Origin of the sequence: Pseudorhizobium banfieldiae (genome assembly GCF_000967425.1) — a bacterium.
Classification (GTDB): domain Bacteria; phylum Pseudomonadota; class Alphaproteobacteria; order Rhizobiales; family Rhizobiaceae; genus Neorhizobium; species Neorhizobium banfieldiae.
Map to the genome: position 1 here is coordinate 713,089 of NZ_FO082820.1, position 25,031 is coordinate 738,119.

The following is a 25,031-nucleotide window of genomic DNA, read 5'->3' on the forward strand; positions in this document are numbered from 1 at the left end:
ATGGCCAATCCTGCTTTGGCACGTAGCGGCAGCGTGACCTCCGCCACCAGTAATGATGCGGTCGTTCAGGTCCGCGAGATCTGCAAGAACTACGGAGACGTCGAAGCGCTCCGTGGCATCAATCTCGAATTCGAGCGTGGCAAGCTCACGACGTTGCTGGGCCCTTCAGGTTGCGGAAAGACAACACTGCTCAAGATCATCGCCGGCCTCGTTCCCGCCACCTCCGGTGAAATCCGCGTGAATGGACGTGCCGTGACAGGCCCCGGCCCGGAACGGGCCTTCGTCTTCCAGGATTTCGCGTTGATGCCGTGGGCGACCGTACTTCGCAATGTCGGCTTCGGCCTCGAACTGAAGGGGGTGCCGGCAGCGGAGCGAGACCGGACGGCAAGACGTTACATAGAACAGGTGGGGCTTTCCGGTTTCGAGCAGAAGTATCCGCACGAGCTCTCCGGCGGCATGCGACAGCGGGTAGGGATTGCGCGAGCCTTTGCGGTGAACGCAGACGTGCTTCTCCTGGACGAGCCCTTCTCGGCAGTCGATGAGCAGAACCGCCGCAAGTTCCAGGAGGATCTGCTGCGTCTGGTCGAGCTCGAGAAGAAGACGTTCATCTTCGTGACCCACTCCATCGAAGAGGCAGTCTATGTCTCTGACCGGATCGTTCTCCTGTCTCCTCGACCGGGTCGCGTTTCCCAGGTCATCGATCCGATGATTGATCGCAGTGCTTCCCCGGATGATATTCGCCGCGATGCCAGCTACCTCGACGTGGTCGAGGAGATCTGGCAGGGGTTGCGGCAATATGCGGAGTGATGCGCCATGACCCTATTCGGCACACGCGTTCCCATGATGGCGTCTCTGCTGTTCTGGTTGCTTGTCTGGGAGATCGTCGGGCAACTCGACGTCATGTTCCTCATCCCACCGTTCACCTCCATCGTCAGCGCGGGCTTCGAACTCGTGCAGACCGGCTCCTGGCAAAGCGCATCGATGATTACGCTGCGCTCTTTCCTGTACGGCATGACCCTTGCCATCGTCGTTGGCGTGCCGCTTGGGGTGCTCATGGGACGCTTCAAGGTTGTCGACAACATCTTCGGCCTGTGGGTGAACATGTTCGTCAGTGCTCCGCTGTCGGCGCTGGTGCCCATCCTGATGATCCTGTTCGGAATGGGAGAGACGACGGTCGTCGTTACCGTCTTCCTGTTCGCCGTCTGGATCATCGTTCTGGATGCCCGAGCCGGCGTCATGCAGGTCCCGACATCGCTCGTCGAGATGGGGCGCAGCTACGGCGCATCCCGATGGACGATCTTCACCAAGATCATCCTTCTCTCGGCGCTGCCGGAAATACTGGCCGGCATCCGGATTGGCCTCATCCGCGGGGTCAAGGGGGTGGTCATCGGCCAGATCCTGGTCTCCATCATCGGCTATGGAGAGCTTTTCGAGCTCTATTCGAGAAGCTTTGACATGGAACGGTTCTGGGCTCTCACCATGCTTCTCTTCGCGGCGGCCATGCTGCTGTCCGCCGGGGTCGAATACTTCGAAAAACGTATCGAATACTACGCAGGAGCGCGATAATGAACGAAATGCCTCAACTGAAGAACTACGTCATCAAGCCGGCGCCGGTACCGACGCTGGCGGTCGCGGGGAGCGATGCGCTCTTCCCCATCCACCGCATCTACTGCGTTGGGCGCAACTTCGCCGACCACGCCATCGAAATGGGACATGACCCCAACAAGGAGCCGCCCTTCTTCTTCCAGAAGAACCCGGACACCATCGTGCCGCTCGGCCAGGACTTTCCCTACCCGACGGAAACCAGCGACGTCCACCACGAGATCGAACTGGTCGTGGCACTGCAGAAGGGCGGCATAAACATTCCCGTCGAGGACGCCCTCGACCATGTCTATGGCTATGCGGTAGGCCTCGACATGACGCGCCGCGATCTGCAGGGAGAGGCCAAGAAGCTTGGACGCCCGTGGGAAACCGGCAAGGCGTTCGAGGCATCGGCACCCTGCGGCCCCCTGCATCCTGTCAGCGAGGTCGGGCATCCGACGGAAGGGGAGGTCTGGCTGAAGGTGAATGGCGAGATGCGCCAGAAGGGCGACCTCAACCAGATGATCTGGAAGGTGCCTGAGATGATTGCCTACCTGTCGCGCCTGTTCGAACTGAAGGCAGGCGACCTGATCTTTGCGGGAACTCCAGCCGGCGTTGGCGCGGTCGTCAAGGGCGACGAAATGGTCGGCTACGTGGCCGGCGTGGGCGAGATCCGCTTCCGGGTCAGCTGACCGCGCGGGCGCACATCCGATGGACAGGGTGCGCTTCGCACACCCTGTCCATCAAAGAGCCCATTCGGGCACCTCCATCACCCCTTTTTCCGGACTCGCCATGCCCGCATCGATCATGCTGCTGACTTCGTTTGCCCTCGTCCTCGGTTTGGTGGGATGCGTGTCCGGTTTTCTGGCCGGCCTCCTGGGGGTCGGCGGTGGGATTGTCGTCGTGCCGGTCCTCTACCATGTGCTTGCGGCATTCGATGTCGACGTGGCCCTGCGCGCGCACATAGCGGTTGGGACATCGCTGGCAACAATCATTCCCACATCGGTTCAGTCCATCCGCGCCCACAAGGCGAAAGGGGCGGTCGACACGGAGCTTCTGAAACTATGGGGTCCATTCGTTGGCCTTGGCGTCCTTTGTGGCGTTGTCGTTGCGGGTTATGCCTCTGGGTCGCTGCTGACTGCCGTCTTCGGGGTCGTTGCAGCATTGGTGGCGCTCTACATGCTGTTCACCCGTGAAGGCTGGCACCCGGTCAAGGGGCTACCGGGGCGTGCGGGACAAGCGGGTATGGCGACAGCCATAGGAACCATCTCGACGCTCATGGGTATCGGCGGCGGCACCTTGACGGTTCCCACCCTGAGCATCTTCAGCTACCCCGTCAGACGGGCCGTCGGCACGGCATCGGTGATTGGACTGATCATCGCGGTCCCCGGGACGGTGGGCTACATCATCAATGGTTGGGGTAGGGCCGGCCTGCCCGCATTCTCGCTGGGTTATGTGAATCTGGGAGGGATGATCGCCATCGTCGTCACCAGCATGTGGTTCGCTCCACTGGGTGCTCGCACCGCACATTCGATCGAGCCGCGCACTTTGCGCATCCTCTTCGGTGTCTTCCTCACGATCACGTCCAGCAAGATGCTGTTCGATAGCTACCGCATGTTCTTCTAGCGGTTCGGACTTGGAATCGGACATGCGGATTCATGCCCGCAGATTTCTTTCGGTTGGCGGGGCCGGCAGTGACTACAACCGTGACTCGGCCGAGCCGAGCGTGGAGCGGAACCGAATTTTCGAGCGCTCGACGTGGCGGAAAAACGCCTCCTGCGCGCGTTCGCGATTGCCGGAGGCGAGCGCATCGACCATTTCGCGGTGCTCGCGGTTAGAGACCGATAGACCGCCTGCCTGGACAAGGCCGCGCGCACGGGCGAGGTGCAGCTTGTTGACGAAACCCTTGTATTCCTTAACCAGTGTGTTGTTGCCGGTGGAGGTGACGAGATAGTCGTGGAATGCCAAGTTGACGGGATAGTAATCGTCGAAGTTCTTGCTGGCCGCGATCTCGTCCATCTGGTCGAGGAAAGCATTGAGCTTGGCCAGCATCTGATCGTTGACGAGATCGGCGAGCAGGCGTCCGGCAAGGCCGAAGATCGCCGCGCGGACGTCGTAGATCTCCAGTGCCTCCGTTGGCGAAACCGAGCGTACGAAGACGCCGCGGTTGCGGATGCTCTCGACGAGGCCCTTGGCCTGGAGGCTCCGTGTCGCCTCCCGCAGCGGCCCACGGCTGGTGCCGAAGCGGGTCGAGAGCTGGATCTCGTTCAGCCGTTCGCCGGGCTTCAATTCCCCCGTCAGGATAAGATGCTCTAACTCGCGCTCGATCACGCCCGTCAGCGACGAGGTTCTCAGCACCGTTAGATCGTTCATTTCCACTTTCGGTTCCCGATGATACATGTCGCGTTCCATTGCACCCGGCTACCATTGTAGGCAATAAACAACGCAGAGATAAGCCGCAACAGCTATCAACAGCCTCCTATTGTCGCGCTAGCACCCGGGACGGTGAGGCAATGCTCCTTTCATTTCTCAGTCGCCCAGCGGGATCGTCGCCGCGTGCACGATTGCGATCGACGCACCAGATGGAGCGGGTTAGTCGAGCATCAGAGTTGATGCTGCCAAGCCCGGACCAGGGATGGGGAGAGCTTTGATTACGCCGGCCCGCCCGGTCCCTGCCTATTGCCTGGATCCTATGCCGGAACGCGCGCCGCCTCCATGCCGCGTAGTATGCCGTTCACCATGTCGGCCTGCGTGCCCGTGCCGCGAATGTCGGGCGTGCGGGTCGCCGGGTCGGCAAGTGCTGCGTCGATGCCCGCCTTCATCAGGCGAGACATTTCCAGCGCCGCATCGATCTTGTGGTGATGCCCCATCCAGTCGAACAGCATGCGGGTAGATTCGATCATCGCGAAGGGATTGGCGATGCCCTTGCCGGCGATGTCGGGCGCGGAACCATGCGTCGCTTGCGCCATTGCAATCGAACCCCGCCCGATGCAGAGGCCGGGCGCCATGCCGAGGCCGCCGACGAGACCGGCCGCCTCATCCGTCAGGATGTCGCCGAACATGTTGGTGGTGACGATGGTGTCGAAGCTCTGTGGGTCGCGCACCAGCCGCATCGCCATCGTGTCGACGATTACCTCGTTCACCTCGACATCGGGAAAGTCCTTGGCGACCTCATAGCAACTGTCGACGAACATGCCGCAGCCGAGCTTGTAGACGGTGTTCTTGTGCACCAGCGTCAACTTCTTTCGCCGCGAGCGAGCAATCTCGAAGGCGGCGCGCGCCACCTTGGAGGACCCTTCGACGGTGATCACACGCACCGAGATCGTCACGTCATGCGTCGGCCGGAACTCTCCAGAGCCCATGACTACGTTTCGGTCGGGCTGGAAGCCCTCGTTGTTCTCGCGCACGATCACCATGTCGACGTTGTCGTGCAGGCAGCCAATGCCGGGGAACGAGCGCGTCGGACGGACATTGGCGAACAGGTCGAACCGCTTGCGCAGGATCGGATGCGGGTTGTTCGCCTCCGGCACTTTCGGATATTCGCGATGTCCGATGGGGCCGAGGATGAAGCCGTCGAGGGCTCCCAGCGTCTCAAGCGTCCCTTCCGGCATGGTGTGGCCATGGGTATCCAGCGCCCGCCGGCCGATCGGCACATCGACCCATTCGATGGCCATGCCGGAGGCGGCCGCCGCGGCCTTGGCGATGCGAACGGAAGCCGGGACAACTTCGTGGCCGATGTCGTCGCCTTCGAGGATACCGATCCGCAGGGAGGTCTTCTTCGTCATCTGGTTCATTCCGCTGCTGCCGTCTTGGAGGTGGATCCGGGAACACTGACGCGCGCGACCTCCGCGGCGTCCTTCAGCTCTTCAAGCTTCCAAGCGACATCGAGGAGCGCCTGCGTTACGCCGTCTCCGACGACGAGCGCCGACTGGACCTTGAACTTGTGGTCGATCTGCGCGTCGGTCAGCGGCACCTCCTTAGATCCGAGCGCCCGTTCGACCCGCTTCGAGACGGTGGAGCCGTCCTCAAGGGTGACGAGGATATCGACCGAGGCTTCGTGGCAACCCCTGTCGGCCGTCGCTTTCGTCCGGTCGCGAAGGGCAATGATCTCCGGGTCGTTGACCATTTCGTCCGTAAAGGCCGTCGGAGCGCCATCGCCTCTCAGCAGCGCAACGGCCGCGGCGTGATAGACCGAAAACTTGCTTTCCAGCCCTGTCTTCGGGGTGGTCTTGCCGGTCAATTCGAGCACCAGCGGATGGACCGTCAGCGCGACCGAACGGATCTGCCGGATCTTCGCCTCCCCGAGCTCCTCGCGCAGTTGGATGCAGCCGTCAATCGTCGGGTGGATGACAATGCCACAGGCAAATGGCTTGTAGCTGTTCAGCGCCGCTTCCCAGCGACTTCCGAGATCATCCAGGATCTCGGTGTAGTCCTGCTTGTTGGACATGACGTTGGCGAAGCCGCGTGGCGCCTCGATCGCCCGTTCCGAACTGTCATAATTCGCTTCGGCAAGCAGGGCGGCGAACATGCCGTTCTGCGCGGCGCGGCCGGGGTGAAAGCTCTTGGTCATGGTGCCGAACATTTCGCGCAGACCGGAGGATTGCGTGGCGGCAAGGCCGAATGCCCACCGCATCTGCTGCGCGTTGAGGCCGATAACCTTGCCGACGGCGGCGGCGGCACCGAAGACGCCCGTCGTGCCCGTAATGTGCCAGCCGCGGTCGTAATGGTGCGGATAGACGGCATTGCCGATGCGGCACTCCACCTCGATGCCGACGATCAGCGCCGTCAGCAGGTCGTAGCCGGAAATCTGGCGCATTTCAGCCAGCGTCAGCAGGGCGGAGGCGACGGGACCGGCCGGATGGATGATCGTCTTGAGGTGGGTGTCGTCATAGTCGAGCACGTGCGACGTGATGCCGTTGACGAGTGCCGCATGTAGCGCATCAAGCTTTTCAGTGCGGCCGAGAACGGTGGAGGTCGGCTTGCCTGAAAAGGGCATGACCGCGGCGAGCGCCCGGTCGACCGTCTCGTGGCTTGCGCCACCGACGGCGCAGCCGACCCAGTTGACGAAGGTCCTGAGACCTTCGCGGCGAACGTCGGGCGCGATGTCGCTGCCCTTGATGGTGACCACCCATTCGGCAAGGATTTCCGTCACGTTGGGAGTGCCGGGGGCGGTTGGCTGGTGCTGACTCATTTTAATCTCCTTGTAACTCACAGAAGACCGCGGGCTATGCCGCCGTCCACGTTGACCGTCTGTCCGGTGACGTAACTCGCGCGGGGGCTGGCGAGCCACACCACCATCGTCGCCACCTCTTCGGCGCTCGCGAAGCGGTTGAGCGGGATATCTTTCGAAAAGTCGCCGAGGATGTCGTCGCGGGTTCGGCCCTGCTCGCTAGCCATCTTGTCGGCGCGTCTGGTCCAGAGCGGCGTCAGCGTGCGACCGGGCGCAACGCAGTTGACGCGGATCCCGCGATCGGCGAGTTCGGCGGCGAGCGTCTTGGTCAATCCGAGCAACCCCGCCTTGTGCACGTTGGACACGATCTGGTGCTGGTAAGGCATCTTTGATGCCGCGGCGCCGAGGGTTACGATCGCCGGGCAGTCCCCCTTTTCCAAGGCTGGCAGCAGGGCGCGAATGGCGCGCACCGTCGATAGGATGTTGAACGTATAGTTGTTGAGCCAGTCCTCGTCGGTCAGGTCCTCGAAGGAGGAGCGGATGCTGCCGCCGACGGCGGTCACCAGCAGGTCCAGACCATCCCAGCGTTCCAGTGCCGCCGCAGCCAGCGTGTGGCCGGCGTTGGGCTGCGTCACATCGCATACAAGCGTGGCCGGGCGCTCGGCACCCGTTGCTGCGATGCCGTCTGCCGCTTCCGCAAGATTGTCTGCGCTGCGCGAGGCGATCAGGACGTCGGCGCCCTCGGCGCCCATAAGGGCGGCCGTCGCTTTTCCGATGCCGTAGCTGCCGCCGACGATGAGTGCGCGGCGCCCCTCATACCCGAGATCCAATGGAGCCTCCCCTCAGTCGAAGATAGAATTTGAAGACGATCAGCACCGTCGACGAGACGACGGCGATCCGCAGGACGTGAAAGGCCGTCACCACCTCCGCTTCCAGGTGCATCACCTGGGCCGTGACCACCATCTCCGTGACCGCAGCTGGCGCTAACGACAGGAAGCTCGTCGGGTAAGGAAGGCCGGTTGCCAGCGTCAAGACCACGGCACCGAGTGCGGCACAACCAATCATGAAGAGCGAGATGACAAGAGCCGAGAAGGTTACACGTGGCAGGGCGGCCAGAAGGTCGCGCTTGAACTGGCAGCCGAGCCAGGTACCGAGCATGATCTGCGCAATACCGATCAGTGGCGACGGGATCTTGACGGAATAGAGCCCGAGAACGCCGATGATGATGCCCATGAAGATCGGTCCGACGAGCCATGGATTGGGCAGTGGCGTCGGCTTCAGCAGCCGCGCCATCAGGTATCCGAGCGCCAGAGACACGAGGACGAGGAGCCAGTCTGATTCAACGACAGTCGCGTCAGGCGCGTTGCCCGGCTGGCCGAAGAGCACAACCAGAAAAGGTACGATCGCCACCACTCCGGAAACGCGCATGGCGTGTACCACCGCCACCGATCCTGGCGCGCCACCATAGTCTTTCGCTACGGTTGCCATGTCGGCGACGCCGCCGGCGGCGGTCGCGAAGAAGGCAGTAACGTCGTCTACCTTCGCCAGCGGCTTGAATATAAATGCCGCCACCAGGGTAAAGACGATGACGTAGAGCGTGCCGAGCGCCATGGCCGGCAACAATCCGGTCATGGCGGCAAGCACTGCCGGCGTGAAACGCATGCCGACGGCGACCCCGATTGCAACCTGGCCAAGCTCGCGGCCCATCGGGAAGAGAACCGACCGGAAGCCGAAGATCGACAGCGCCGCCATGACGAAGAACGGCCCGAGCATGAAAGGCAGCGGCATGTTGACCGCTTTCGCCGCAAAGCCGGACACCGCCGCGATGGCATATGTGAGAGCGAGCGTCAGCCACCAGTGCGGCTGGCGAAAGCGCCGTGCAGCATCCGATGGTTTACCCAATTTCGCGGGCGGTGCTGATCGTGGCTTGTCATCCATCGCGGTACTCTCGACGCGTGGTCTCAGTTGCTGACCAGCGCCATCAGCTTGCTGATGTCCGGGAGTTGCTCAAACTGAGCCACCATACCGACGACGTCGCGGGCCTTGCCCATGTCCCACCGCGCGAATTCTGCGCATTCCATGAACTTCCCCGCAACCTCGTCATAGCTCATCGGATTGGCCGGGCTGCCCTTGCCGAAATCCGCCATGCCCGAAATCGTCCGGCCGTCCTTCAGCCGGATGTCGATATAGGTGGTCATCAGGTGATATCCGGCAGCCTCGGCGCGATCGTCGACAACGAAGTCCACCTTCGAGATCATTGCCTTGACGTCGTCGCGCAGTACCACCTCGTCGGTGAACTCGTTCAGGCCGGCGCGGCCCTCCAGCAGCAGGATCGCCATGCAGAACTCCATGGAGAACTTTGCCTGCAGCTCGTTTTGCGGCCGGTGATGGATAAGCGCGTTCGGCATGTTGTGGTTCGTTCCCACGCGCACATGCTCGACGTCCGCAGCCTTGATGTTGTTGTCGCGGATGAGGCGCAGCATCTCCGTCATGCCAGGATGGGTGAGCGAACCCGACGGATGCGGCTTGATCGAAACGCCGGGGCTGTCGAAGGTCCAGGGGTTGCCGAGCTTGCCGCTGATGGCGTTCTCGTCATAGCCGCCGCCTGCAGCCGAGAAGAAGCCTCGCGGAGCTTCCAGGATCGTCGGCGCCGCCGTCCAACCATACGAGGCAAACTGTGCAGCGACCACGCCGCTTTCCGAGGAACGGCCGGCATGGAAGGGCTTGGTCATGGTGCCGAAGTTTTCGCGCAGGCCGGCAGACTGGCTGCCGGCAATGGAAAGCGCGCGCAGCAACTGCTCGACGTTGAGGCCCATCAGACGCCCGGCCGCAGCGGCCGACGCATACGTGCCGCAGGTTGCAGTCGCGTGGAAGCCGGTCTGGTAGTGCCGCGGATTGATCGCCTCGGCGATCTTGCATTCTACCTCGACGCCGATGTGATAGGCCAGCATGACGTCGGCGCCGCTCGCGCCGAGTGTCTCTCCCATGGCCAGCGCTGAGGGCAGGGCGGGTGCCGTCGGGTGAGTCAGGAGGCCGTAGACGCGGTCCTTTGCAACGGCGAGCTGCGTGTCGTCATAATCGTCGGCATGGATGCCGACACCGTTAGCGAAGGCGGCGAAACGCGGCGCGACCTTGCGATTGGTGCCGATTACGCTTGCCGTGCCATTGGCAGCACCGATGTCGTCCAGGTGACGACGAACATATTCACCTGAGGTCGCGACCGATCCGGACAGGGCGAGGCCAAGACCATCAAGGATCGATTTCTTGCCGTTTTCCACGACGACCGCCGGCAGATCGGTGCTTTTTGCAGCATGAACGAAGCTGGCGACCTCAAGGGTCAATCCGTTCGCGTCGGATGCGGTGACGGTTCTTGTCGCGATGGTCATTTCAATTTCTCCCAGTTTTCACTTCAAGGATGAAGGGTCTCACCCATGAGAAGCGCATGGACGCAGCGGTCTTGGCGCTCCCTCGCCAGTGCCGCCAACAAACGCCAACGTCTGTTGATTGTCAACAACTTTGGGTGAGATTGCGGGTTTCTACCAAGAGTTCTAGTTCTGAGCAGCAGGATTGAGAGAGTCGTCCAGCGAGATCGCGTGGTGCCAAGCTGGGAAGCCAGGGGTGAAAGGCGGCGGTGGGATTAATTGTTGACAGTCCACGAATTCATTTCTAGCCTTGCCACGTGCCTTGGGAGAGGCAGCCGTCCCTAAGAAATGGGGTGGCAAAGGGAGAGTGAGCCGAAAAAGGCCATGGAGGAAACAACATGACATCCACATTTTCGCGTCGAACCATTCTTAAGGCGAGTGCGGGAGGCGCCGCCTTTGCTGCGCTTGCATCGCCTTCGATCCTGCGCGCCCAAGGCGCCTATCCGGATCGTCCGATCAACGTTGTCGTTCCCTTTGACACCGGGGGCTATAACGACCGGCTTGCACGGGCATTTGCTCCGTTCCTTCAGCAGCAGCTTGGCCAGCCTTTGACCATCATCAATCGTGGCGGTGCGGGTGCACTGCTCGGCCATACATTCTTCCAGCAGCAGCCGGACGACGGCTACACCATCCTGTGCACCTCTGCGGCGCCCTATCTGCCGCTCAACATCTTGACGCAGGATGCTTCCTTCAAGTTGGAAGACTTCTACATGGTCAACCTGCCATCCCAGGACTACACGCTGATGGCGACCAGCGCGGGTTCCGACATAAAGTCGGTGGAAGACGTTATCTCGCGGCTCAAGGCTGACCCAGGGAGCCTTTCGGTGGGCCTCCAGCCGGCATCAGCCGACCTTGTCAATTTCAACATCTTGTGCTCGGCGAATGAGATTGATGCCAATGCCGTCCGTGTCGTCACCTATGATGGTGGTGGGCCTGCGCGCAACGCTGTCGCCGGTGGTGTCGTTGATGTCGGTTTCGTCGGTGGGGAAGGCTTCCTGCCGCTGGCCGAGCAGATACGCCCGTTGTTGACCTTCGACACCCGCAAGCGCGACAATTGGGACGGCGCGATCGTGACCGACGTTCTCGGCGCCGATGCCGACTTCGTGGTCGGCTCCCAGCGAGGTTGGGGCCTGCACGGTTCGATGCAGACGTCCAATCCCGAGATCTTCAAGACGCTCGTGAGCGCCATCGAGACGGCCTCGAAGGATCCGGCGGCAATCGAGGCGTTGAAAAACCAGCAGCTTGCCACCGAATGGTACGGCCCAGAGGAATCGAACAAGATGCTCGCCCGCACCGCCAAGGTGATGGAACAGTATCTCGATCTTCTGAAGGGCAACTAACCGCCGGGCGACGTTTGCGGGAGTGTCCGTGAATGCGGGCACTCCTGCAACGACGGAGATTTTATCCATGAGCACCAAATCAGGGCGGAAGGTAGTGTGGGGTCACCTCATCCTCCTGACGGTCATAGTTGGGGTCGTCGTTGCCTATCTTCTGGATGCGCGCGGCGTGTCCTTGCGCACAAACAACCTCCTGCTCGTACAGCCGGCCGCAATCCTCGCAATTGTGCTTGCGGCCTTCGTAATTCCGGGCATCTTCCCGCGCGCCGATACGTCGGAGGAGGCTGAAGCGAACGGAGAAACATGGGTTGACCTGGTCCGGGTCTTCATCCTGATCGCGGCGCTGGCAGGGCTCGCCTTTTCGCTGGAAGTCGTCGGCTTCGACATCGCCACCTTTGCCTTCATGGTCGTGGCGCTGGCGGTCTGCGGCGAAAAACGATGGTGGGTCAATCTCCTGTTCAGTGCGCTCTTCACCGTGTTCCTGATCTACGGATACGGAACCATTACGCCTTTCCCTTTCCCTCTGACAATCCTTTGAGCGAGGCGCCGTGATCGAACTGACGTCTGTTTCGGGAGCCTTCACGCTACTGTCGTCCGACATGAACGCCTGGCTCTATCTGCTGCCCGGTCTGGCGATCGGCCTGATCTTCGGGGCAATGCCGGGCATATCGATCACGATGGCCATGGCATTTGCCCTGCCGGCGACTCTCTACATGGACTTCCTGCCGGCCATCGTCTTCCTGACCGCAATATACACCGGCGCCGGTTTCGGCGGATCGGTTCCGGCGGTCCTGATGGGAATCCCCGGTACATCCTCGGCCGTGGCGACCACCTTCGACGGCTACCCGATGGCGCGCAAGGGGCAACATAGCGAGGCGCTGGGCGTTGCACTTGCCTCTTCCGTTATCGGCTGCCTTGCAAGCTACGTGATACTCTTCGTGCTGATCGTCCCGATTTCCGGAGTGGTTCTGAAGCTCGGACCGCTTGAAATGTTCGCAGTGGCTGTCTGGGGCATGCTGCTGCTCGGTTCGTTGGCAGGAACGCACATGAGCCGCGGCCTTCTGGCCGGCACCTTCGGCGTGTTGCTCGGGACCGTCGGCATGAACACGGCCGGTTTCGTCCGGGGAACGATGGGGGTCCCGTGGCTTCTCGACGGCGTGCCCCAAATCCCCGCCATGATGGGCTTGCTGGCAGCCAGCCAACTGATCGGGCTCATCAATACGACCTACTTGATCGAGGACGAAGCCTCCCGGAAGATCAGTTTTGCAAAGATCCTCGGGGGCATCCGGCAAACCTTCCGCTACCCGACCATTATCTTCCGTGGATCGTTGATCGGCGTCATCGTGGGGGCGATTCCGGGCGTCGGGTCGTCGATCTCCAACCTCTTGTCCTATTCGGAAACGAGACGAAACGCCTCCGACGGCGAGACATTCGGGCAGGGCAACCCGAAGGGCGTGATCGCGGCCGAGGCCGCGAACTCGTCCTCCGAGGGTGGCGCGATGGCGACAATGCTCGCGCTTGGAATCCCGGGCGGGGGTGCGACGGCAATCCTCCTTGCGGCGTTCGCCATGCACAACATCGTCGGTGGACCGAGCTTTATCGCCAACAACAAGGACATCGTCTACGCCGTCATCTTCTCCAACTTCGCGCAGGCGATCCTGCTCTTCGTCGTCGGACTGGGCTTCGTCTATGTGGCCGGCTATGTCGTCAGGGTCCCGCTGCGCTTCCTGATCCCCAGCGTTCTCGTCGTCTCGACCTTTGGTGCCTATGCCATCGAAGGGAGTTCGGCAGGGCCGATCACGCTCTGGGTCTTCTCAGTGCTTGGTTGGGCGATGGTACGCTATGGCTATCCCGTGGCTGCGACAGTCGTTGGCTTGCTGCTTGGCAGCCTGCTGGAAGGCAATCTGCTGCGGACGAACCAGATCAGCGGCGGCGACTTCATCGGTTATGGCCTCGAGCGGCCCTGGGCCCTGCTGATATTTGCGCTGATGCTGGGATCCATCCTGCTGCAAGCGATCTCCAAGCGCCGCCGCGCAAAAGATGCGGCCTTGTCCGCGGCGCAGTCGGGCTAATCCTATCGAGGAAGGCGCGAACGAAGAAAACGGCCGGCGCAGCTACCGGGGGAGAGGTCGCTGCGCCGGCCGGTTTGTTTAAGATCAGGGATGTTCCAGGAGGTATTCCGCACGCTCGACGTCATCCAACTGAGCGATCAGACCGGTTTCCCAGGCGAGGTAGCGCCGTGAGGATTCGAGGTTGCCGTCATGGCGGTCGTGGACAAAAAACAGGTGGTCGATGGCTTCCGCGTCGGACGGCGTGTCCGGTGTCGAAACCGTTCGCGCGCCGGCATCGACCAGGGATTGGTGGCCGCCCTCAGCCAAACTCAGTTCCTGGATTCCCGCTTCACGGAGTTCCTTGGCCGCCAATTCGGCAAGAAGCCGATCATCGGTGATCAGCAGTGCTGCCCGGCCGCCGATGCTGTCAGCCACGGATCCGGCCTTGGGCCGCACGAGCCAGACCGCCCCATCGACGTGGCTGTTACGATAGGCAAGGGAGCCGCGCAGATCGATGAAGACCGCTCTGTCCTCGCTGCAAAGCCGCAGCGCGTCTTCGGGCATGATCGACGGCAGGGTGACCGAATGGTCCCGTCTTGCTGCATCGTTTCTTGATGCTCGCTGGCGCATCCCGTCGTCGATGATCGCGACGTAAGGCCGATAGCCCAGTTGCCGCAGCCAAAAGGCGGCAAGCCCTGCACGCAGGCCGAGGTCGTCGAGGAGAACGAGCCGTGCGTGCCGCACGGCAACCCACTGGTCCGTCGCCTGCACGAGTTGACCGGATGGCGCGTGCGCTGCGCCGGGGATCGGATCGGCGGCGGCTTCGGCCGCCGATCGCACATCGAGCAGATAGGTGGTGGTTTCGTGGTCTGACAGGAGGCCGTCGATCTCGGCAGTGTCGATCGTGTCGATGCGGAAGCGGCTGATTAGCGATTGCGCCGCGGCGCGGGTGCGCTCGGCCTCTGCAGGCGAAAGCGCCGGAAAGGCCGCAGCCGTATTACCGCGCTCCAGCGCTTCTCCGGCCAGTGCCCAGCCTTGTGTGCCGTTTTCGAGGGCCAGAACGGGCCCCTGGTGCCCCGCCAGCCTCGCGCCGATTGCACCGATGATGCCCCGCGTACGCCCGGCGCAGGTGATGACGATGGTTTCGTCGGGCTCCACCACCGCCGGGAGGCGATGTGCCAGTTCACCGTTCGGCAGGCACACCGCACCCGGAACACGCATCTTGCGATATTCGTCGGCCGGGCGGGCATCGAAGAAGCGGAAGTCTCGCCCGTCCGCCTTCCAGGCGGCCAGCTGTTCCGGAGCCAGCATGGACGGATGCCAGATCTCTTCGGCCAACTCCCCGAGTGTCTTGGACGGAACATTGACGCCCTTATAGACGGGAAAGCCTGCCGCCACCCAGGCCGGCATTCCGCCGGTAATGACGCTGATCTCGGTATAGCCGAGCTCGGCTAGCCGTAGAGCGGCCTGTTCCGCCACACCGTCGCCGGCATCGAGGAGCAGCACCGGCACTGTCAGCTGCGGCATGAGGCGGGGTGCGAGGATTTCCAGCCGGGAAAAGGGGCACGGAGTGGCGAACAGCGGATGCGCCTCGCCAAATTGGCCGGCCTCCCTGACGTCCAGCAGCGCGATTTCGCTCCCCCCGTGCAGGCGTCGCCGCGCTTCGCCGACCGGTATGATGTGCGCCGTCATGGGGCTTCATTCCAATGGGGCTCGCGGCCCGTGAAGAAGTCCCAGAACAGCGGGTAGACGATGTCCGGGCGATGTTCGGCCGGATAGTGGCCAGTGGGGATGCCGAAGCCGCGGAGGTCGTCGGCCCATTCGCTCCAGGCCTTGACCGGCTTGAAGTGACGGCCGCAATGGCTGTTGGTGCCCCAGATGACCATGACCGGGCACAGGATCCGGCGCTTGCCGTAGTCGGCCGTGTCCATGGCGAGGTCCAGCGTCACGGTTGCGCGGTAGTCCTCGCACACAGCGTGAATCTGCTCCGGGGTCGTGCAGCGGACATATTCGGCCATGGCGTCCGGCGTGAAGATCTCCAGACCGACACCTTTCTTGTTCAGCTTGTAGTGGATGTAATAGTCGAGGTCTGCGCAGATCAGCCGCTCGGGGAAAGGTGCCTTCTGCGCCATGAAGAACCAGTGGTAGCTTTCCAGCCCCCAGCCGAGCGTGACGTTGGTAAGCACGTGATGCGTCGGCACGATGTCCAGGGCGGCCAGCCGCTCGACGCGGTCCGGCCGATCCAGCGCCATTCTAAACCCGACGCGCGCGCCACGGTCATGACCGGCGATCTGGAAGCGTTCGAAGCCGAAATGGTCCATCACATCGAAATTGTCTTCACCCATGGCGCGGAAGGTGTAGGCCGCATGGTCCTCGCCGCCGGCTGGCTTGGAACTGTCGCCGTAGCCGCGTAGGTCAGGTGCAATCACTGTAAATGTCTTCGCGAGTGCGGGGGCAACCTTGTGCCAGCTTACATGGGTGAGCGGGTTGCCGTGGATCAACAGGAGCGGCGGGCCGTTGCCAGCGATGGCGACCCTGATCTCGGCGCCGGAGGTCTTTACCATCTCATGCCTGAAGCTGTCCATCAGGCTGGAGCTCTGTGAAAGCGTCGGCATTTCAGCGGCAGTATTCATGAAACTCTCCTCCATCTGTTTATTGTCTACAATAATGAAATCGGCTAGACAATGCCTGCATTGCTCCACGGCGCGGGGAGGCGCTTCTCATGATTATCCAGGACATCAGGGCGAGCCTTCACGGTTTCTCGATCGAAATTCCGTTGCTGGAGGGGCGTGTTCAAGGCTATGGGCGCGAGGAGCAGACGCATTTCGTCTTCTGTCAGGTCGAGACGGACGAGGGTATCGTCGGCTACGGGCTGACCGGTCACTTCCTGTCGCGCGCCGTCATTGTCGCTCTGGAACAGCACGTGCTCCCTTGCGTCAAGGGCATGGACGTGCGCGATCTGGAGAAGATCCATCAACGTGTCTGGAAGAAGTTGAACCCGCGCGCCATGAGCGGCACCATCTCGATGGCGCTCTCCTGTCTTGATATCGCGCTCTGGGACATCATCGGCAAGGCGGAAGGCCGGTCGATCTCCGCCATGCTCGGTGGCGCGCGCGACAAGGTGCCCTGCTATGTCACCTTCGGCTTTCCACAATATGACCTGGATCTACTCGGCGAAGCCGCCAAACTTCATGTTTCAAAAGGGTTTCGCGCCCTCAAATCGGTCGTTGCAGTCGACAAGGGCGGCTGGCGCGAGGATGTGCGGCGGGTAAAGGCGATCCGCGACGCGGTCGGTTCCGACATCGATCTGATGATCGACGCCAACTATCTCTTCAACCCGGTCGAGGCGAGATATCTCTGCCGGGAAATCGAGGACTGCGGCATCACCTGGTTTGAGGAGCCGCTGACGCAGAATGATGCACGGGCGCTGGCTGACCTGCGCCGCTCGACCAAGATACCGTTGGCAGCGGGCCAGATGGAAGGGCATCGCTGGCGCATGCGTGAATTCGTCGAGCACCAGTCGCTCGACATCCTACAGCCGAATGTCACCTATTGCGGCGGCTATACCGAGGCCCGCAAGATCGCGCATCTTGCCCAGATCTACAACATGCCGATCGCCAACGGCGGCGGATGGCCGCTGTTCAACATGCATCTTCTGGCCGGCATGATGAACGGCTGGATCGTCGAATGGCACCTCGGCATGGTCGCCGTCGGCGAAACGCTCTTTACCGATGCGCCGAAGCCGAAGGACGGGTTTATTGAGATCCCGAACCGTCCAGGCCTCGGATTAACGCTCGACCCGGATGCGTTCCGCGAGACGCGCGTGGCGCTCGATTAACGAAGGGTAGTCCGTCCATTCTTTCGCGGAAAAATTGTTGACACTTTACAATGAGGGGGGATAACTTGGCTGCGACTGGACTACCGGAAGTGCAGCACGAAATGAAATGCCGAACGGGAGGTTCGGCCACAAACCGGGAGGATTTCACCAATGAACAAACTACATCTCGTTTTCGCAGTAGCCGCTGCCGTTTGGGCAGGGGGCCTGACCTCGGCTCAGGCTCAGGAATATCCCGTAGACACTGTGACGCTCATCACCCACTCCAGCCCCGGCGGCGGCAGTGACGTCTTTCTACGCGAACTGTCCCGTTACCTGGGGCCCTATCTCGGCGCAAACGTCATCGTGGAAAATGTCAGTGGTGGCTCCGGCGCAAAGGCGATGGCGCAGCTTGCGCAGGCTCCGGCGGACGGCTCGATGTTCTACGCAACGACGCCGACCTTCATCTACACCTCGCTGCTCTCCGATCCGGAATACAAGTACACCGACCTTGAGCCGCTCGTGAATTTCTTCATCGATCCCGAAGTGATCTATACGTCGGCGAAGAGCGAGTTCAAGACGCTCGAGGACGTCATCCAGTACGCGCGCGACGGCCGTGGCCAGTGGGGTGCCGCCAATCCGGCGTCGCTGGAGCGCCAGGCGCTGGAGCAGTTGAAGGCGGCGGCGGACGTCAATGCGGCCGTGGTCACGCATGAAGGCGGCGGTGACATGATGATCAACGTGCTGAACGGCACGCTGCAGATCGGCGTCGGGGAAGTTCAGGAAATCCAGTCGCAGATCGAAGCCGGCGAACTCCGGCTGCTTGCCACCTTCAGCGACAAGCGCCTCGATGCCTTCCCGGACGTACCGACTGTCAAGGAATCCGGCTATGACGTGGTGGTCCGCAAGTTCCGCGGCCTTGCCGGACCAAAGGGCCTGCCGGAGGATGTGGTAGCCGCCTGGGAAGCCGCCACTCAGAAGGTGCTGGCGGACCCGAAGTACAAGGAAGCCTACGAAGGCGCCAATCTGCGCGCCGAATTCATCCCCCATGCCGACTATGTCAAGTTCATCGAGACCTTTGGTGCAGAGACGGAAGGCTTCCTGAAAGAGACCGGCGTCATTGAATAAGGCCATCGGGATTTCGGATGCGGCGTGGCTCCCTGGAGCGTGCCGCATCGGACACTCCTCCAGTCCTAATCGCGTTTTCCAACGCCCCGTCTTCCATGTGAGGCTGTCATGCTAACCCGGGACTTCGTCGGCGGTGTTGCTTCAATCGCACTCGGTGCCGTTTATCTCTTTTTTGCCTATCAACTGCGCAGCAGCGCGCTGGACGACAGCATGGGGCCTGGAGGCCTCCCGCGTCTCTACGGCTGGCTCCTCGTTGGGCTGGGTGTGGTGCTGACGATCCAGGCGCTGCTTGCGCCGCGCCTGGCGACAGCCGACGATGCTCCGGAAGAAAAAGGCGAATGGGACGGGCAGGGGCGTAAGGTTGCGTTCGCAGCCGGCCTGCTCGGGATCGGCGTCGGCTACATCTTCGTGATCGAGACGCTGGGATACCTGCTGTCCATCGCCGTATTGCTTCTGGTGACCGCGCTTTATCTCGGTGCCGGCAACAAGGGGCGTGTCCTTGCCGTTGCGGTGCTCGGCGCCGTCTTCCTCTGGGTGATGTTCGTCGTCGTGCTGGGCGTGCGCATGCCGTCCGGTCTTCTTGCCAGCCTCGGCCTCTGACGGTCCAGGAGTTCTGATCCATGGAAACACTCACCCATACCGTCTCCTTCCTGCTCGAATGGAACGTAATCCTTGCGGCCCTGATCGGCGTCACCTGGGGGATCATGGGCGGCTCTTTGCCCGGCATCTCGCCATCGATCACGATGGCGCTGCTTCTGCCCTTCACCTATACGCTGGACCCGACGAGCGCCATCGTGCTGCTCGCCTCCACCTATATCGGCGCCGAATACGGTGGTTCCGTCCCGGCAATTCTGATCCGTACCCCTGGCACCAATGCGGCGGCGGCGACCGTCATCGACGGCTACGAGATGAACCGGCAGGGCAAGGCGGGGCTGGCGCTTGGCATTTCGCTTTATTCCGGCGTGATCGGCAGCCTCTTCGGGCTCGCCATGTTGATGACACTTTCCGGCCCGCTGGCGCAGGTGGCGCTCGCCTTCACGCCCATGGCCTATTTCGCGCTCGGCATTCTCGGCCTCTCGGTCATCGCAACCCTATCCGGCGAAAATCTCGTCAAGGGTCTGATCGCCGCAATCCTCGGGCTCATCATCGCCACCATCGGCAGTGATCCCGTCACCGGCGGCACCCGCTTCACCTTTGGATCGGCTGAACTGCTCGGCGGCATCGAACCCGTGATGATCATGGTCGGCCTCTTTGCGATGAGCGAACTTCTGGTGCAGGCTTCCCGGCGCGGCAAGGACGACCGCGTCACGTCTCGCCCGCGCATTCAGTTTCCGGACTGGCCGCTCGCCAAGCGGCTCATCCCGGCGCAGTTGATCGGCAACGGCATCGGCACCTTCGAAGGGGTCATGCCGGGCGCCGGCGGCACGATCGCCTCCTTCATGTCCTACAATGAGGCGCGTCGCTGGTCGCGCCATCCGGAGGAGTTTGGCAAGGGTTCGCCGGAAGGCATTGCCGCACCCGAGACCGCCAACAACACGGTCGCCGAAACTGCGCTGGTGCCACTGCTTTCCTTTGGCATTCCGGGCTCGAACTCCACGGCCATCCTGCTTGGCGGGTTCCTGATCCACGGCATCGTGCCCGGGCCGATGCTGTTCCAGAAATCCGGTGAGGTGGTCTACGGTCTCTACGCCGGCCTCTTTACGGCAGCGATCGGCCAGCTTGTCATCGGGATGGCGATGCTTCCCGTCTGCATCTGGCTCGTGAACCGGCCGCGGCCCTATCTCAATGCCTTCATTTTCGCCCTGATCCTCTCCGGCATCTACTCGATCCATAACGAGGCTTTCGATCTCGGCATCATGATTGCAGCCGGGGTCCTCGGCTTCTTCATGCGCATGCTGCGCTTTCCCTTCTTGCCGACCGTGCTTGGCCTGGTGTTGGGCTATCTGGTGGAAAGCAACTTCCGCCGTTCGTTGGTACTGTCCGGGGATGACTTGATGATCTTCGTCGACGACCGGATCTCGCTCGCCCTGCTGGTTCTCGCCTTCCTCTTCATCGGCGGCTCGATCGCCAAGCGCGGCTACGAGTTGCTGCGCCACCGCCCCTCCTCGACCTTCTCCGAAAATGCCGAAAGCTGATTCATGAGCAACGACAACACCAGCCTTTCCGTGTCACAGCGTCTGGCCGCCTGGGGCGCGACGCTCCGGGCGGACGACCTGCCGCCGGTGACCCTTTGCAAGAGCCGCGACATCCTGGTCGACATCATCGGCCTCTGCGTCGCCGCGAGGGAGACAGACTATGTTGCGGCCGCAAAAGCAGCCGCCGAACCGGGCGACCACATCATCGTCGGCCACACGGAACGGGTCTCGGCTTCCAGTGCGGCGCTGGTCAATGGTACGGCGGCGCATGGCGAGGATTTCGACGACACGTTCGAGGGCGGTCCGGTCCATTCGGGCGTCGTCATCGTTCCGGCGCTGCTTGCCGCCGCTCAGAAGTATCATCTCACCAACGACCGGGTTATGCTCGGCATCGCCGCTGGGACCGAGGTACTGTGCCGACTGGCCCTCACGTTGCCCAAGGCGGTACACAAGGCAGGTTTCCATCCCACCGCGGTGCTCGGCACTTTTGCCGCTACCTTCGGCATCGCGGTAGCGCGTGGCGCCTCGGAAAGGGTCATCGTCGACGCCCTCGGGATCTCTGGCTCCATGGCGTCCGGCATCATCGAATATCTCGGCGACGGAAGCTGGACAAAACGCATGCATCCCGGCTGGTCGGCTCAGTCCGCCCTTCGTGCAGTCGCCATGGCGGAGGCCGGTTTCTTCGGCCCGCGCCTCGTTTTCGAAGGCACGCACGGCGCCTTCAAGACCTTCGCCCCATCAATCGAGCCGAAAACCGACAGACTGTTCGACGGCCTCGGAAAGACCTTCGTGATGGATGGCATCACCTTCAAGCCCTATCCATGCGGGACAATGGTTCAGCCCTATATCGACGTTGCCATGAAGCTGCGTGCGAGAGGCGTTCCGCTCGACGGCATCCGGCGCATCGTGTGCAAGACAGCCGAGGGGATCGTGCACCGCCTCTGGGAACCCATCGAGCTGAAGCGTCGTCCGCCGACCGCCTATGCCGCAAAGTTCTCGACACCCTTTGGCGTGGCGCTCGGCCTCGTCCGGGGCCATGCAGATCTCGGCGATTTCACCGAGGAGGCCATTCGCGACCCGCAGCTCCTGCGCCTCTGCGAGCTCGTGGATTTCGTGATCGATCCTGACAATCCCTATCCCGCTGCCTTCACCGGTCATGTCCGTATCGAATACAAAGACGGGCGCGTCGAAGAGGCGGAGCAGGGTCATATGCGCGGTGGGGTTGAGGAGCCACTGACGCGGAGCGAGATCGACGCAAAATTCCGGGCGAACGTCAGGTTCGGCGGTCACGGCGATCCGGATACGCTGCTGGCGGCTTGCGACGGGATAGCCTCAATGAAGGGGGGACACGAGATGATTGCGGAGCTTGCGAAATGACGATGAGCGATCTTCAGGGCCGCGTCGCCCTTGTCACCGGCGCCTCGCGCAATATCGGCCGGGCCATCGCCGTTGCGCTTGCGAGACGTGGAGCGGATATCATCGTGCACGTGGCGAACGACACGACTGCCGGCGGCGAAACGGTTGCTGCCGTCCAGGCGCTTGGACGACGTGCGGTTCTGGTGTGCGGCGACCTGTCTGAGCCGGAGGTAGCGGCAAGGGTTGTGCGGGAGGCTGCCGACGCCTTCGGCAGGCTCGATGTCGTCGTCAACAATGCCGCGGTCCGGCCGGAAGGCGCCTTCGCGGATATCACCTATGCTGACTGGCGAAAGGTGATGGGGGTGGCGCTCGATGCCGTCTTCCTCATTTCGCAGGCAGCTCTTCCGTACCTGGAAAAAAGCGACCAGGCTGCGATCGTCAATCTCGGCGGACTGACCGGCCATACCGGTGCGGCGCACCGGGCGCATGTCATCACCGCCAAGGCCGGCGTGGTGGGGCTGACGAAGGCTATGGCGCACGAGCTCTCGCCGAAGGGCATCACCGTCAATTGCGTCGCGCCGGGCCTCATCGAGACGGTGCGCATCAGCAATGACGGAGCGGTGCCGAGGCACCACGGCAGTCGCAAGAACCTCGTCGGGCGGCATGGAAAGCCGGAGGAGGTCGCCGAGGCGGTCGCCTACCTTGCTGGTGCGGCCGGGCGCTACGTCACCGGCGAGACGCTACATGTCAATGGCGGCGCGTATCTGTCATGACGCTTGGGACCAACCTCACGTTTGCCGGCGGCATCGCCACCTCGGCCGTGGTGGGTTGGCTCCTGTCCCTGACCGGCCTTCCGCTCGCCTGGATTCTCGGTGCTATGGTCGGCAGTGCCGTCTATGCCAACACCGTCGGGCTCGGCGGTAAGACTAAGTACGCCCGCCGTCTTGGCCAGCTCCTGATCGGCGGTGCGACGGCGGCAATCCTGACGCCCGGCATTCTCGGTGAACTTTGGTCTTTCCTGCCGGCGATGATCGCCGCCGCCTTCGTCGCCAATGCGCTGGGCGTTCTGCTTGCCTTTCCGCTTCAGAAGATCGCCGGCGTCGACCGCAAGACCGCGCTCCTTTCGACCCTGCCCGCCGGGATGTCGGAAATGGCCTCGCTGGCCCGTGAAACTGGCGCGCAGGCGGATGTGGTCATGGTCGTGCACACGCTGCGCGTGGTGATGATCGTCGTGATGGTTCCCTTTCTCTTCGGCATCGACCGCAGTGCCGTCGCCGCTGAAGTCGATCCACAGGCCAGTCTTGCGGCTCTCGCCACATGCGTCGCGGGCGGGCTGTTACTCTCGATCGTCACGGCCAGGCTCGGCGTGCTGAATCCCTGGGTCATCATGCCGATGGCGGTCGGTATCGCGCTGGTGTCAATGAACGTCTCCATTGCCGCAATGCCGTGGTGGCTGATCGTCGGTGCGCAGGTGCTGATCGGCTTTTCGCTCGGTGCGCGGCTGAAGAAGGAAGATTTTGCGCGGGTACCGAGGGCGGCAATCGCAGCGATAATCTGCAGCGGTGGGCTCATCCTCATCATGGTATTCGGCTTCGTGCCGATCCTGCGCCTCTTCATCGATGTTGCGCCCGTGTCGCTGGCGCTCGGTGTCGCCCCCGGTGGCCTTGGCGAGATGATCGCCTCGGCCAAGGCGCTGGGTGCCGCTGCCGCCATTGTCGCCGGCTTCCAGTTCACCCGTTCCTTCCTCACCAACATCATCGCGCCGCCGCTGCTCGTCCGCTTCGCGGTTGGTCCCGAAGGCACCGACGAGGCGGCGAACACTTGAGCGGCGGCGCGAGAAAAGCAGCAATGAACGAGGAGGAGGCAGCCATGGTTGATGCCGATACGATCCGCGAAATTCGCCAGTCGGTGGCGTCACTCTGCGCCGGCTTTCCCGGCGAATACTGGCGCGAGTTGGACCGCGAAAAGGCTTATCCTACCGCCTTCGTGAAGGCGATGACGGATGGCGGCTTCTTGGGTGTGTTGGTGCCGGAGGAGTATGGCGGCAGCGGGCAGGGCCTCACGGTCGCCGCCAATATCCTGGAAGAGGTTCACGCGCAGGGCTGCAATGCAGCCGCGCTGCACGCGCAGATGTACACGATGGGAACGTTGCTGCGCCACGGCAGCGAAGCGCAGAAGACGCTGTGGCTGCCGAAGATCGCGACCGGCGAGACGCGGCTTCAGGCCTTCGGTGTGACGGAGCCGACCGCCGGAACCGACACGACGTCGATCCGCACCTTCGCCGAAAAGCGAGGCGATCGCTACGTCATCAACGGCCAGAAGGTCTGGACCTCGCGAGCAGAGCACTCCGACCTGATGATCCTGCTCGCCCGCACAACGACCAAGGAGAAGGTGGCGCGCAAGCGCGACGGGCTCTCAGTCTTCCTTGTCGACATGAAGGCGGCCCTCGGCCAGGGACTCTCCATCAAGCCGATCCGCGCCATGCTGAACCACGCAACCACGGAGGTATTCTTCGACAATCTCGAAATCCCGGCCGACAGCCTGATTGGCGAGGAGGGCAAGGGTTTCAGCTATATCCTAGACGGCATGAATGCAGAGCGCATCCTGATCGCTGCCGAATGCATCGGCGATGCCACCTGGTTCACCAGGACCGCCACGCGCTATGCCAACGAGCGCGTCGTCTTCGGCCGACCGATTGGCCAGAACCAGGGCGTCCAGTTCCCGATCGCGCGCGCTTATGCGGCGGCAGAGGCGGCGAAGCTGATGGTCTACCGGGCGGCGGAGCGCTTCGATCGGGGCGAGTCGTGCGGCCCCGAAGCGAACATGGCCAAGCTTTTGGCTTCCGAAGCTTCCTGGCAGGCGGCCGATACATGCCTGCAGACCCATGGCGGGTTCGGTTTTGCGGAGGAATACGACGTCGAGCGCAAGTTTCGCGAGACGCGGCTCTACCAGGTGGCGCCAATCTCGACGAACCTCATCCTCGCTTATCTGTCCGAGCATGTGCTTGGCATGCCCCGGTCCTATTGAGGAGCCTGAA

At 62.4% G+C, this 25,031-nt stretch carries 23 protein-coding genes; 15 read left to right on the forward strand and 8 right to left on the reverse strand.

Annotated elements, in window-relative coordinates:
* From NT26_RS03365 to NT26_RS03380, 4 genes are all read left to right on the forward strand, one after another.
* Window positions 1-807 carry an ABC transporter ATP-binding protein gene (locus NT26_RS03365; RefSeq protein WP_052637362.1) on the forward strand — a complete coding sequence of 269 codons (807 nt, stop codon included), beginning with the start codon at window positions 1-3 and terminating at the stop codon, window positions 805-807.
* A gap of 6 nt (window positions 808-813) precedes the next feature.
* A complete protein-coding gene (locus NT26_RS03370) occupies window positions 814-1,566 on the forward strand; it encodes an ABC transporter permease (RefSeq protein WP_052637363.1) in 753 nt (250 codons plus the stop codon).
* Window positions 1,566-2,273, forward strand: a complete 708-nt coding sequence (locus NT26_RS03375) for a fumarylacetoacetate hydrolase family protein (protein WP_052637364.1) — start codon at window positions 1,566-1,568, stop codon at window positions 2,271-2,273. The genes NT26_RS03370 and NT26_RS03375 overlap by 1 nt, the downstream gene beginning before the upstream one ends.
* A 100-nt stretch (window positions 2,274-2,373) precedes the next feature.
* Window positions 2,374-3,207: a sulfite exporter TauE/SafE family protein gene (locus NT26_RS03380; protein ID WP_052637365.1), complete on the forward strand. Its 834-nt coding sequence runs from the start codon at window positions 2,374-2,376 to the stop codon at window positions 3,205-3,207.
* A 72-nt stretch (window positions 3,208-3,279) separates the two neighbouring features.
* On the opposite strand, the gene NT26_RS03385 is transcribed toward NT26_RS03380, so the two are convergent.
* From NT26_RS03385 to NT26_RS03410, 6 genes are all read right to left on the reverse strand, one after another.
* The gene (locus NT26_RS03385; protein WP_244467665.1) at window positions 3,280-3,954 is read right to left on the reverse strand and encodes an FCD domain-containing protein; all 675 of its coding nucleotides are present in this window, start codon (window positions 3,952-3,954) and stop codon (window positions 3,280-3,282) included.
* Window positions 3,955-4,271: 317 nt separating this feature from the next.
* Window positions 4,272-5,366, reverse strand: coding sequence for an isocitrate/isopropylmalate dehydrogenase family protein (locus NT26_RS03390; RefSeq protein WP_052641812.1), 1,095 nt, complete (start codon window positions 5,364-5,366; stop codon window positions 4,272-4,274).
* Window positions 5,367-5,371: 5 nt separating this feature from the next.
* Window positions 5,372-6,772, reverse strand: a complete 1,401-nt coding sequence (locus tag NT26_RS03395; RefSeq protein WP_052637367.1) for an MmgE/PrpD family protein — start codon at window positions 6,770-6,772, stop codon at window positions 5,372-5,374.
* Window positions 6,773-6,789: 17 nt separating this feature from the next.
* Window positions 6,790-7,581, reverse strand: coding sequence for an SDR family NAD(P)-dependent oxidoreductase (locus NT26_RS03400; RefSeq protein WP_052637368.1), 792 nt, complete (start codon window positions 7,579-7,581; stop codon window positions 6,790-6,792).
* Entirely contained in the window at window positions 7,565-8,689 is a 1,125-nt protein-coding gene (locus NT26_RS03405) for an AbrB family transcriptional regulator (protein ID WP_172974119.1), read from the reverse strand. The genes NT26_RS03400 and NT26_RS03405 overlap by 17 nt, the downstream gene beginning before the upstream one ends.
* A gap of 23 nt (window positions 8,690-8,712) precedes the next feature.
* Window positions 8,713-10,137, reverse strand: coding sequence for an MmgE/PrpD family protein (locus NT26_RS03410; RefSeq protein ID WP_052637369.1), 1,425 nt, complete (start codon window positions 10,135-10,137; stop codon window positions 8,713-8,715).
* A 374-nt stretch (window positions 10,138-10,511) separates the two neighbouring features.
* Between NT26_RS03410 and NT26_RS03415 the strand changes: the two genes are divergently transcribed.
* The 3 genes from NT26_RS03415 (at window position 10,512) to NT26_RS03425 (ending at window position 13,582) form a co-directional block, all read left to right on the forward strand.
* Entirely contained in the window at window positions 10,512-11,513 is a 1,002-nt protein-coding gene (locus tag NT26_RS03415) for a Bug family tripartite tricarboxylate transporter substrate binding protein (RefSeq protein ID WP_052637370.1), read from the forward strand.
* Between the two features lie 67 nt (window positions 11,514-11,580).
* Window positions 11,581-12,048 carry a tripartite tricarboxylate transporter TctB family protein gene (locus tag NT26_RS03420; protein ID WP_052637371.1) on the forward strand — a complete coding sequence of 156 codons (468 nt, stop codon included), beginning with the start codon at window positions 11,581-11,583 and terminating at the stop codon, window positions 12,046-12,048.
* 10 nt (window positions 12,049-12,058) lie between these two features.
* A complete protein-coding gene (locus NT26_RS03425; protein ID WP_052637372.1) occupies window positions 12,059-13,582 on the forward strand; it encodes a tripartite tricarboxylate transporter permease in 1,524 nt (507 codons plus the stop codon).
* Window positions 13,583-13,666: 84 nt separating this feature from the next.
* Here the strand turns inward: NT26_RS03425 and NT26_RS03430 are convergent, their stop codons facing one another.
* Window positions 13,667-15,253: a rhodanese-like domain-containing protein gene (locus NT26_RS03430; RefSeq protein ID WP_052637373.1), complete on the reverse strand. Its 1,587-nt coding sequence runs from the start codon at window positions 15,251-15,253 to the stop codon at window positions 13,667-13,669.
* On the reverse strand, window positions 15,250-16,194 hold the full coding sequence (locus tag NT26_RS03435) for an alpha/beta hydrolase (RefSeq protein ID WP_052637374.1): 945 nt from the start codon (window positions 16,192-16,194) through the stop codon (window positions 15,250-15,252). Before NT26_RS03435 ends, NT26_RS03430 begins: the two co-directional genes overlap by 4 nt.
* A gap of 89 nt (window positions 16,195-16,283) precedes the next feature.
* On the opposite strand from NT26_RS03435, the gene NT26_RS03440 reads away from it, so the two are divergent.
* The 8 genes from NT26_RS03440 to NT26_RS03475 all read left to right on the forward strand — a co-directional run bounded on the left by NT26_RS03440 (window position 16,284) and on the right by NT26_RS03475 (window position 25,021).
* Window positions 16,284-17,399 (forward strand): mandelate racemase/muconate lactonizing enzyme family protein, encoded by a 1,116-nt coding sequence (locus NT26_RS03440; protein WP_052637375.1) that lies wholly within the window; start codon window positions 16,284-16,286, stop codon window positions 17,397-17,399.
* A gap of 150 nt (window positions 17,400-17,549) precedes the next feature.
* The gene (locus NT26_RS03445; protein ID WP_052637376.1) at window positions 17,550-18,503 is read left to right on the forward strand and encodes a tripartite tricarboxylate transporter substrate binding protein; all 954 of its coding nucleotides are present in this window, start codon (window positions 17,550-17,552) and stop codon (window positions 18,501-18,503) included.
* Window positions 18,504-18,611: 108 nt separating this feature from the next.
* Window positions 18,612-19,103 carry a tripartite tricarboxylate transporter TctB family protein gene (locus NT26_RS03450; protein WP_052637377.1) on the forward strand — a complete coding sequence of 164 codons (492 nt, stop codon included), beginning with the start codon at window positions 18,612-18,614 and terminating at the stop codon, window positions 19,101-19,103.
* A gap of 20 nt (window positions 19,104-19,123) precedes the next feature.
* Window positions 19,124-20,638: a tripartite tricarboxylate transporter permease gene (locus NT26_RS03455; RefSeq protein ID WP_052637378.1), complete on the forward strand. Its 1,515-nt coding sequence runs from the start codon at window positions 19,124-19,126 to the stop codon at window positions 20,636-20,638.
* 3 nt (window positions 20,639-20,641) lie between these two features.
* Window positions 20,642-22,015 carry an MmgE/PrpD family protein gene (locus NT26_RS03460; protein WP_052637379.1) on the forward strand — a complete coding sequence of 458 codons (1,374 nt, stop codon included), beginning with the start codon at window positions 20,642-20,644 and terminating at the stop codon, window positions 22,013-22,015.
* Window positions 22,016-22,017: 2 nt separating this feature from the next.
* Window positions 22,018-22,767, forward strand: coding sequence for an SDR family NAD(P)-dependent oxidoreductase (locus NT26_RS03465; RefSeq protein ID WP_197570695.1), 750 nt, complete (start codon window positions 22,018-22,020; stop codon window positions 22,765-22,767).
* Window positions 22,764-23,819, forward strand: a complete 1,056-nt coding sequence (locus NT26_RS03470; protein WP_052637381.1) for an AbrB family transcriptional regulator — start codon at window positions 22,764-22,766, stop codon at window positions 23,817-23,819. Before NT26_RS03465 ends, NT26_RS03470 begins: the two co-directional genes overlap by 4 nt.
* A gap of 23 nt (window positions 23,820-23,842) precedes the next feature.
* Entirely contained in the window at window positions 23,843-25,021 is a 1,179-nt protein-coding gene (locus NT26_RS03475) for an acyl-CoA dehydrogenase family protein (RefSeq protein ID WP_052637382.1), read from the forward strand.
* The last annotated feature ends 10 nt before the right edge of the window (window positions 25,022-25,031 follow it).

Coding starts and splice junctions, on each gene's coding strand:
- NT26_RS03375 (WP_052637364.1), top strand. CDS start 1,566: ATGAACGAAATGCCTCAACTGAAGAACTACGTCATCAAGCCGGCGCCG.
- NT26_RS03440 (WP_052637375.1), top strand. CDS start 16,284: ATGATTATCCAGGACATCAGGGCGAGCCTTCACGGTTTCTCGATCGAA.
- NT26_RS03390 (WP_052641812.1), bottom strand. CDS start 5,366: ATGACGAAGAAGACCTCCCTGCGGATCGGTATCCTCGAAGGCGACGAC.
- NT26_RS03415 (WP_052637370.1), top strand. CDS start 10,512: ATGACATCCACATTTTCGCGTCGAACCATTCTTAAGGCGAGTGCGGGA.
- NT26_RS03405 (WP_172974119.1), bottom strand. CDS start 8,689: ATGGATGACAAGCCACGATCAGCACCGCCCGCGAAATTGGGTAAACCA.
- NT26_RS03420 (WP_052637371.1), top strand. CDS start 11,581: ATGAGCACCAAATCAGGGCGGAAGGTAGTGTGGGGTCACCTCATCCTC.
- NT26_RS03430 (WP_052637373.1), bottom strand. CDS start 15,253: ATGACGGCGCACATCATACCGGTCGGCGAAGCGCGGCGACGCCTGCAC.
- NT26_RS03450 (WP_052637377.1), top strand. CDS start 18,612: ATGCTAACCCGGGACTTCGTCGGCGGTGTTGCTTCAATCGCACTCGGT.
- NT26_RS03455 (WP_052637378.1), top strand. CDS start 19,124: ATGGAAACACTCACCCATACCGTCTCCTTCCTGCTCGAATGGAACGTA.
- NT26_RS03380 (WP_052637365.1), top strand. CDS start 2,374: ATGCCCGCATCGATCATGCTGCTGACTTCGTTTGCCCTCGTCCTCGGT.
- NT26_RS03475 (WP_052637382.1), top strand. CDS start 23,843: ATGAACGAGGAGGAGGCAGCCATGGTTGATGCCGATACGATCCGCGAA.
- NT26_RS03465 (WP_197570695.1), top strand. CDS start 22,018: ATGAGCGATCTTCAGGGCCGCGTCGCCCTTGTCACCGGCGCCTCGCGC.
- NT26_RS03470 (WP_052637381.1), top strand. CDS start 22,764: ATGACGCTTGGGACCAACCTCACGTTTGCCGGCGGCATCGCCACCTCG.
- NT26_RS03445 (WP_052637376.1), top strand. CDS start 17,550: ATGAACAAACTACATCTCGTTTTCGCAGTAGCCGCTGCCGTTTGGGCA.
- NT26_RS03395 (WP_052637367.1), bottom strand. CDS start 6,772: ATGAGTCAGCACCAGCCAACCGCCCCCGGCACTCCCAACGTGACGGAA.
- NT26_RS03370 (WP_052637363.1), top strand. CDS start 814: ATGACCCTATTCGGCACACGCGTTCCCATGATGGCGTCTCTGCTGTTC.
- NT26_RS03385 (WP_244467665.1), bottom strand. CDS start 3,954: ATGAACGATCTAACGGTGCTGAGAACCTCGTCGCTGACGGGCGTGATC.
- NT26_RS03460 (WP_052637379.1), top strand. CDS start 20,642: ATGAGCAACGACAACACCAGCCTTTCCGTGTCACAGCGTCTGGCCGCC.
- NT26_RS03365 (WP_052637362.1), top strand. CDS start 1: ATGGCCAATCCTGCTTTGGCACGTAGCGGCAGCGTGACCTCCGCCACC.
- NT26_RS03410 (WP_052637369.1), bottom strand. CDS start 10,137: ATGACCATCGCGACAAGAACCGTCACCGCATCCGACGCGAACGGATTG.
- NT26_RS03435 (WP_052637374.1), bottom strand. CDS start 16,194: ATGAATACTGCCGCTGAAATGCCGACGCTTTCACAGAGCTCCAGCCTG.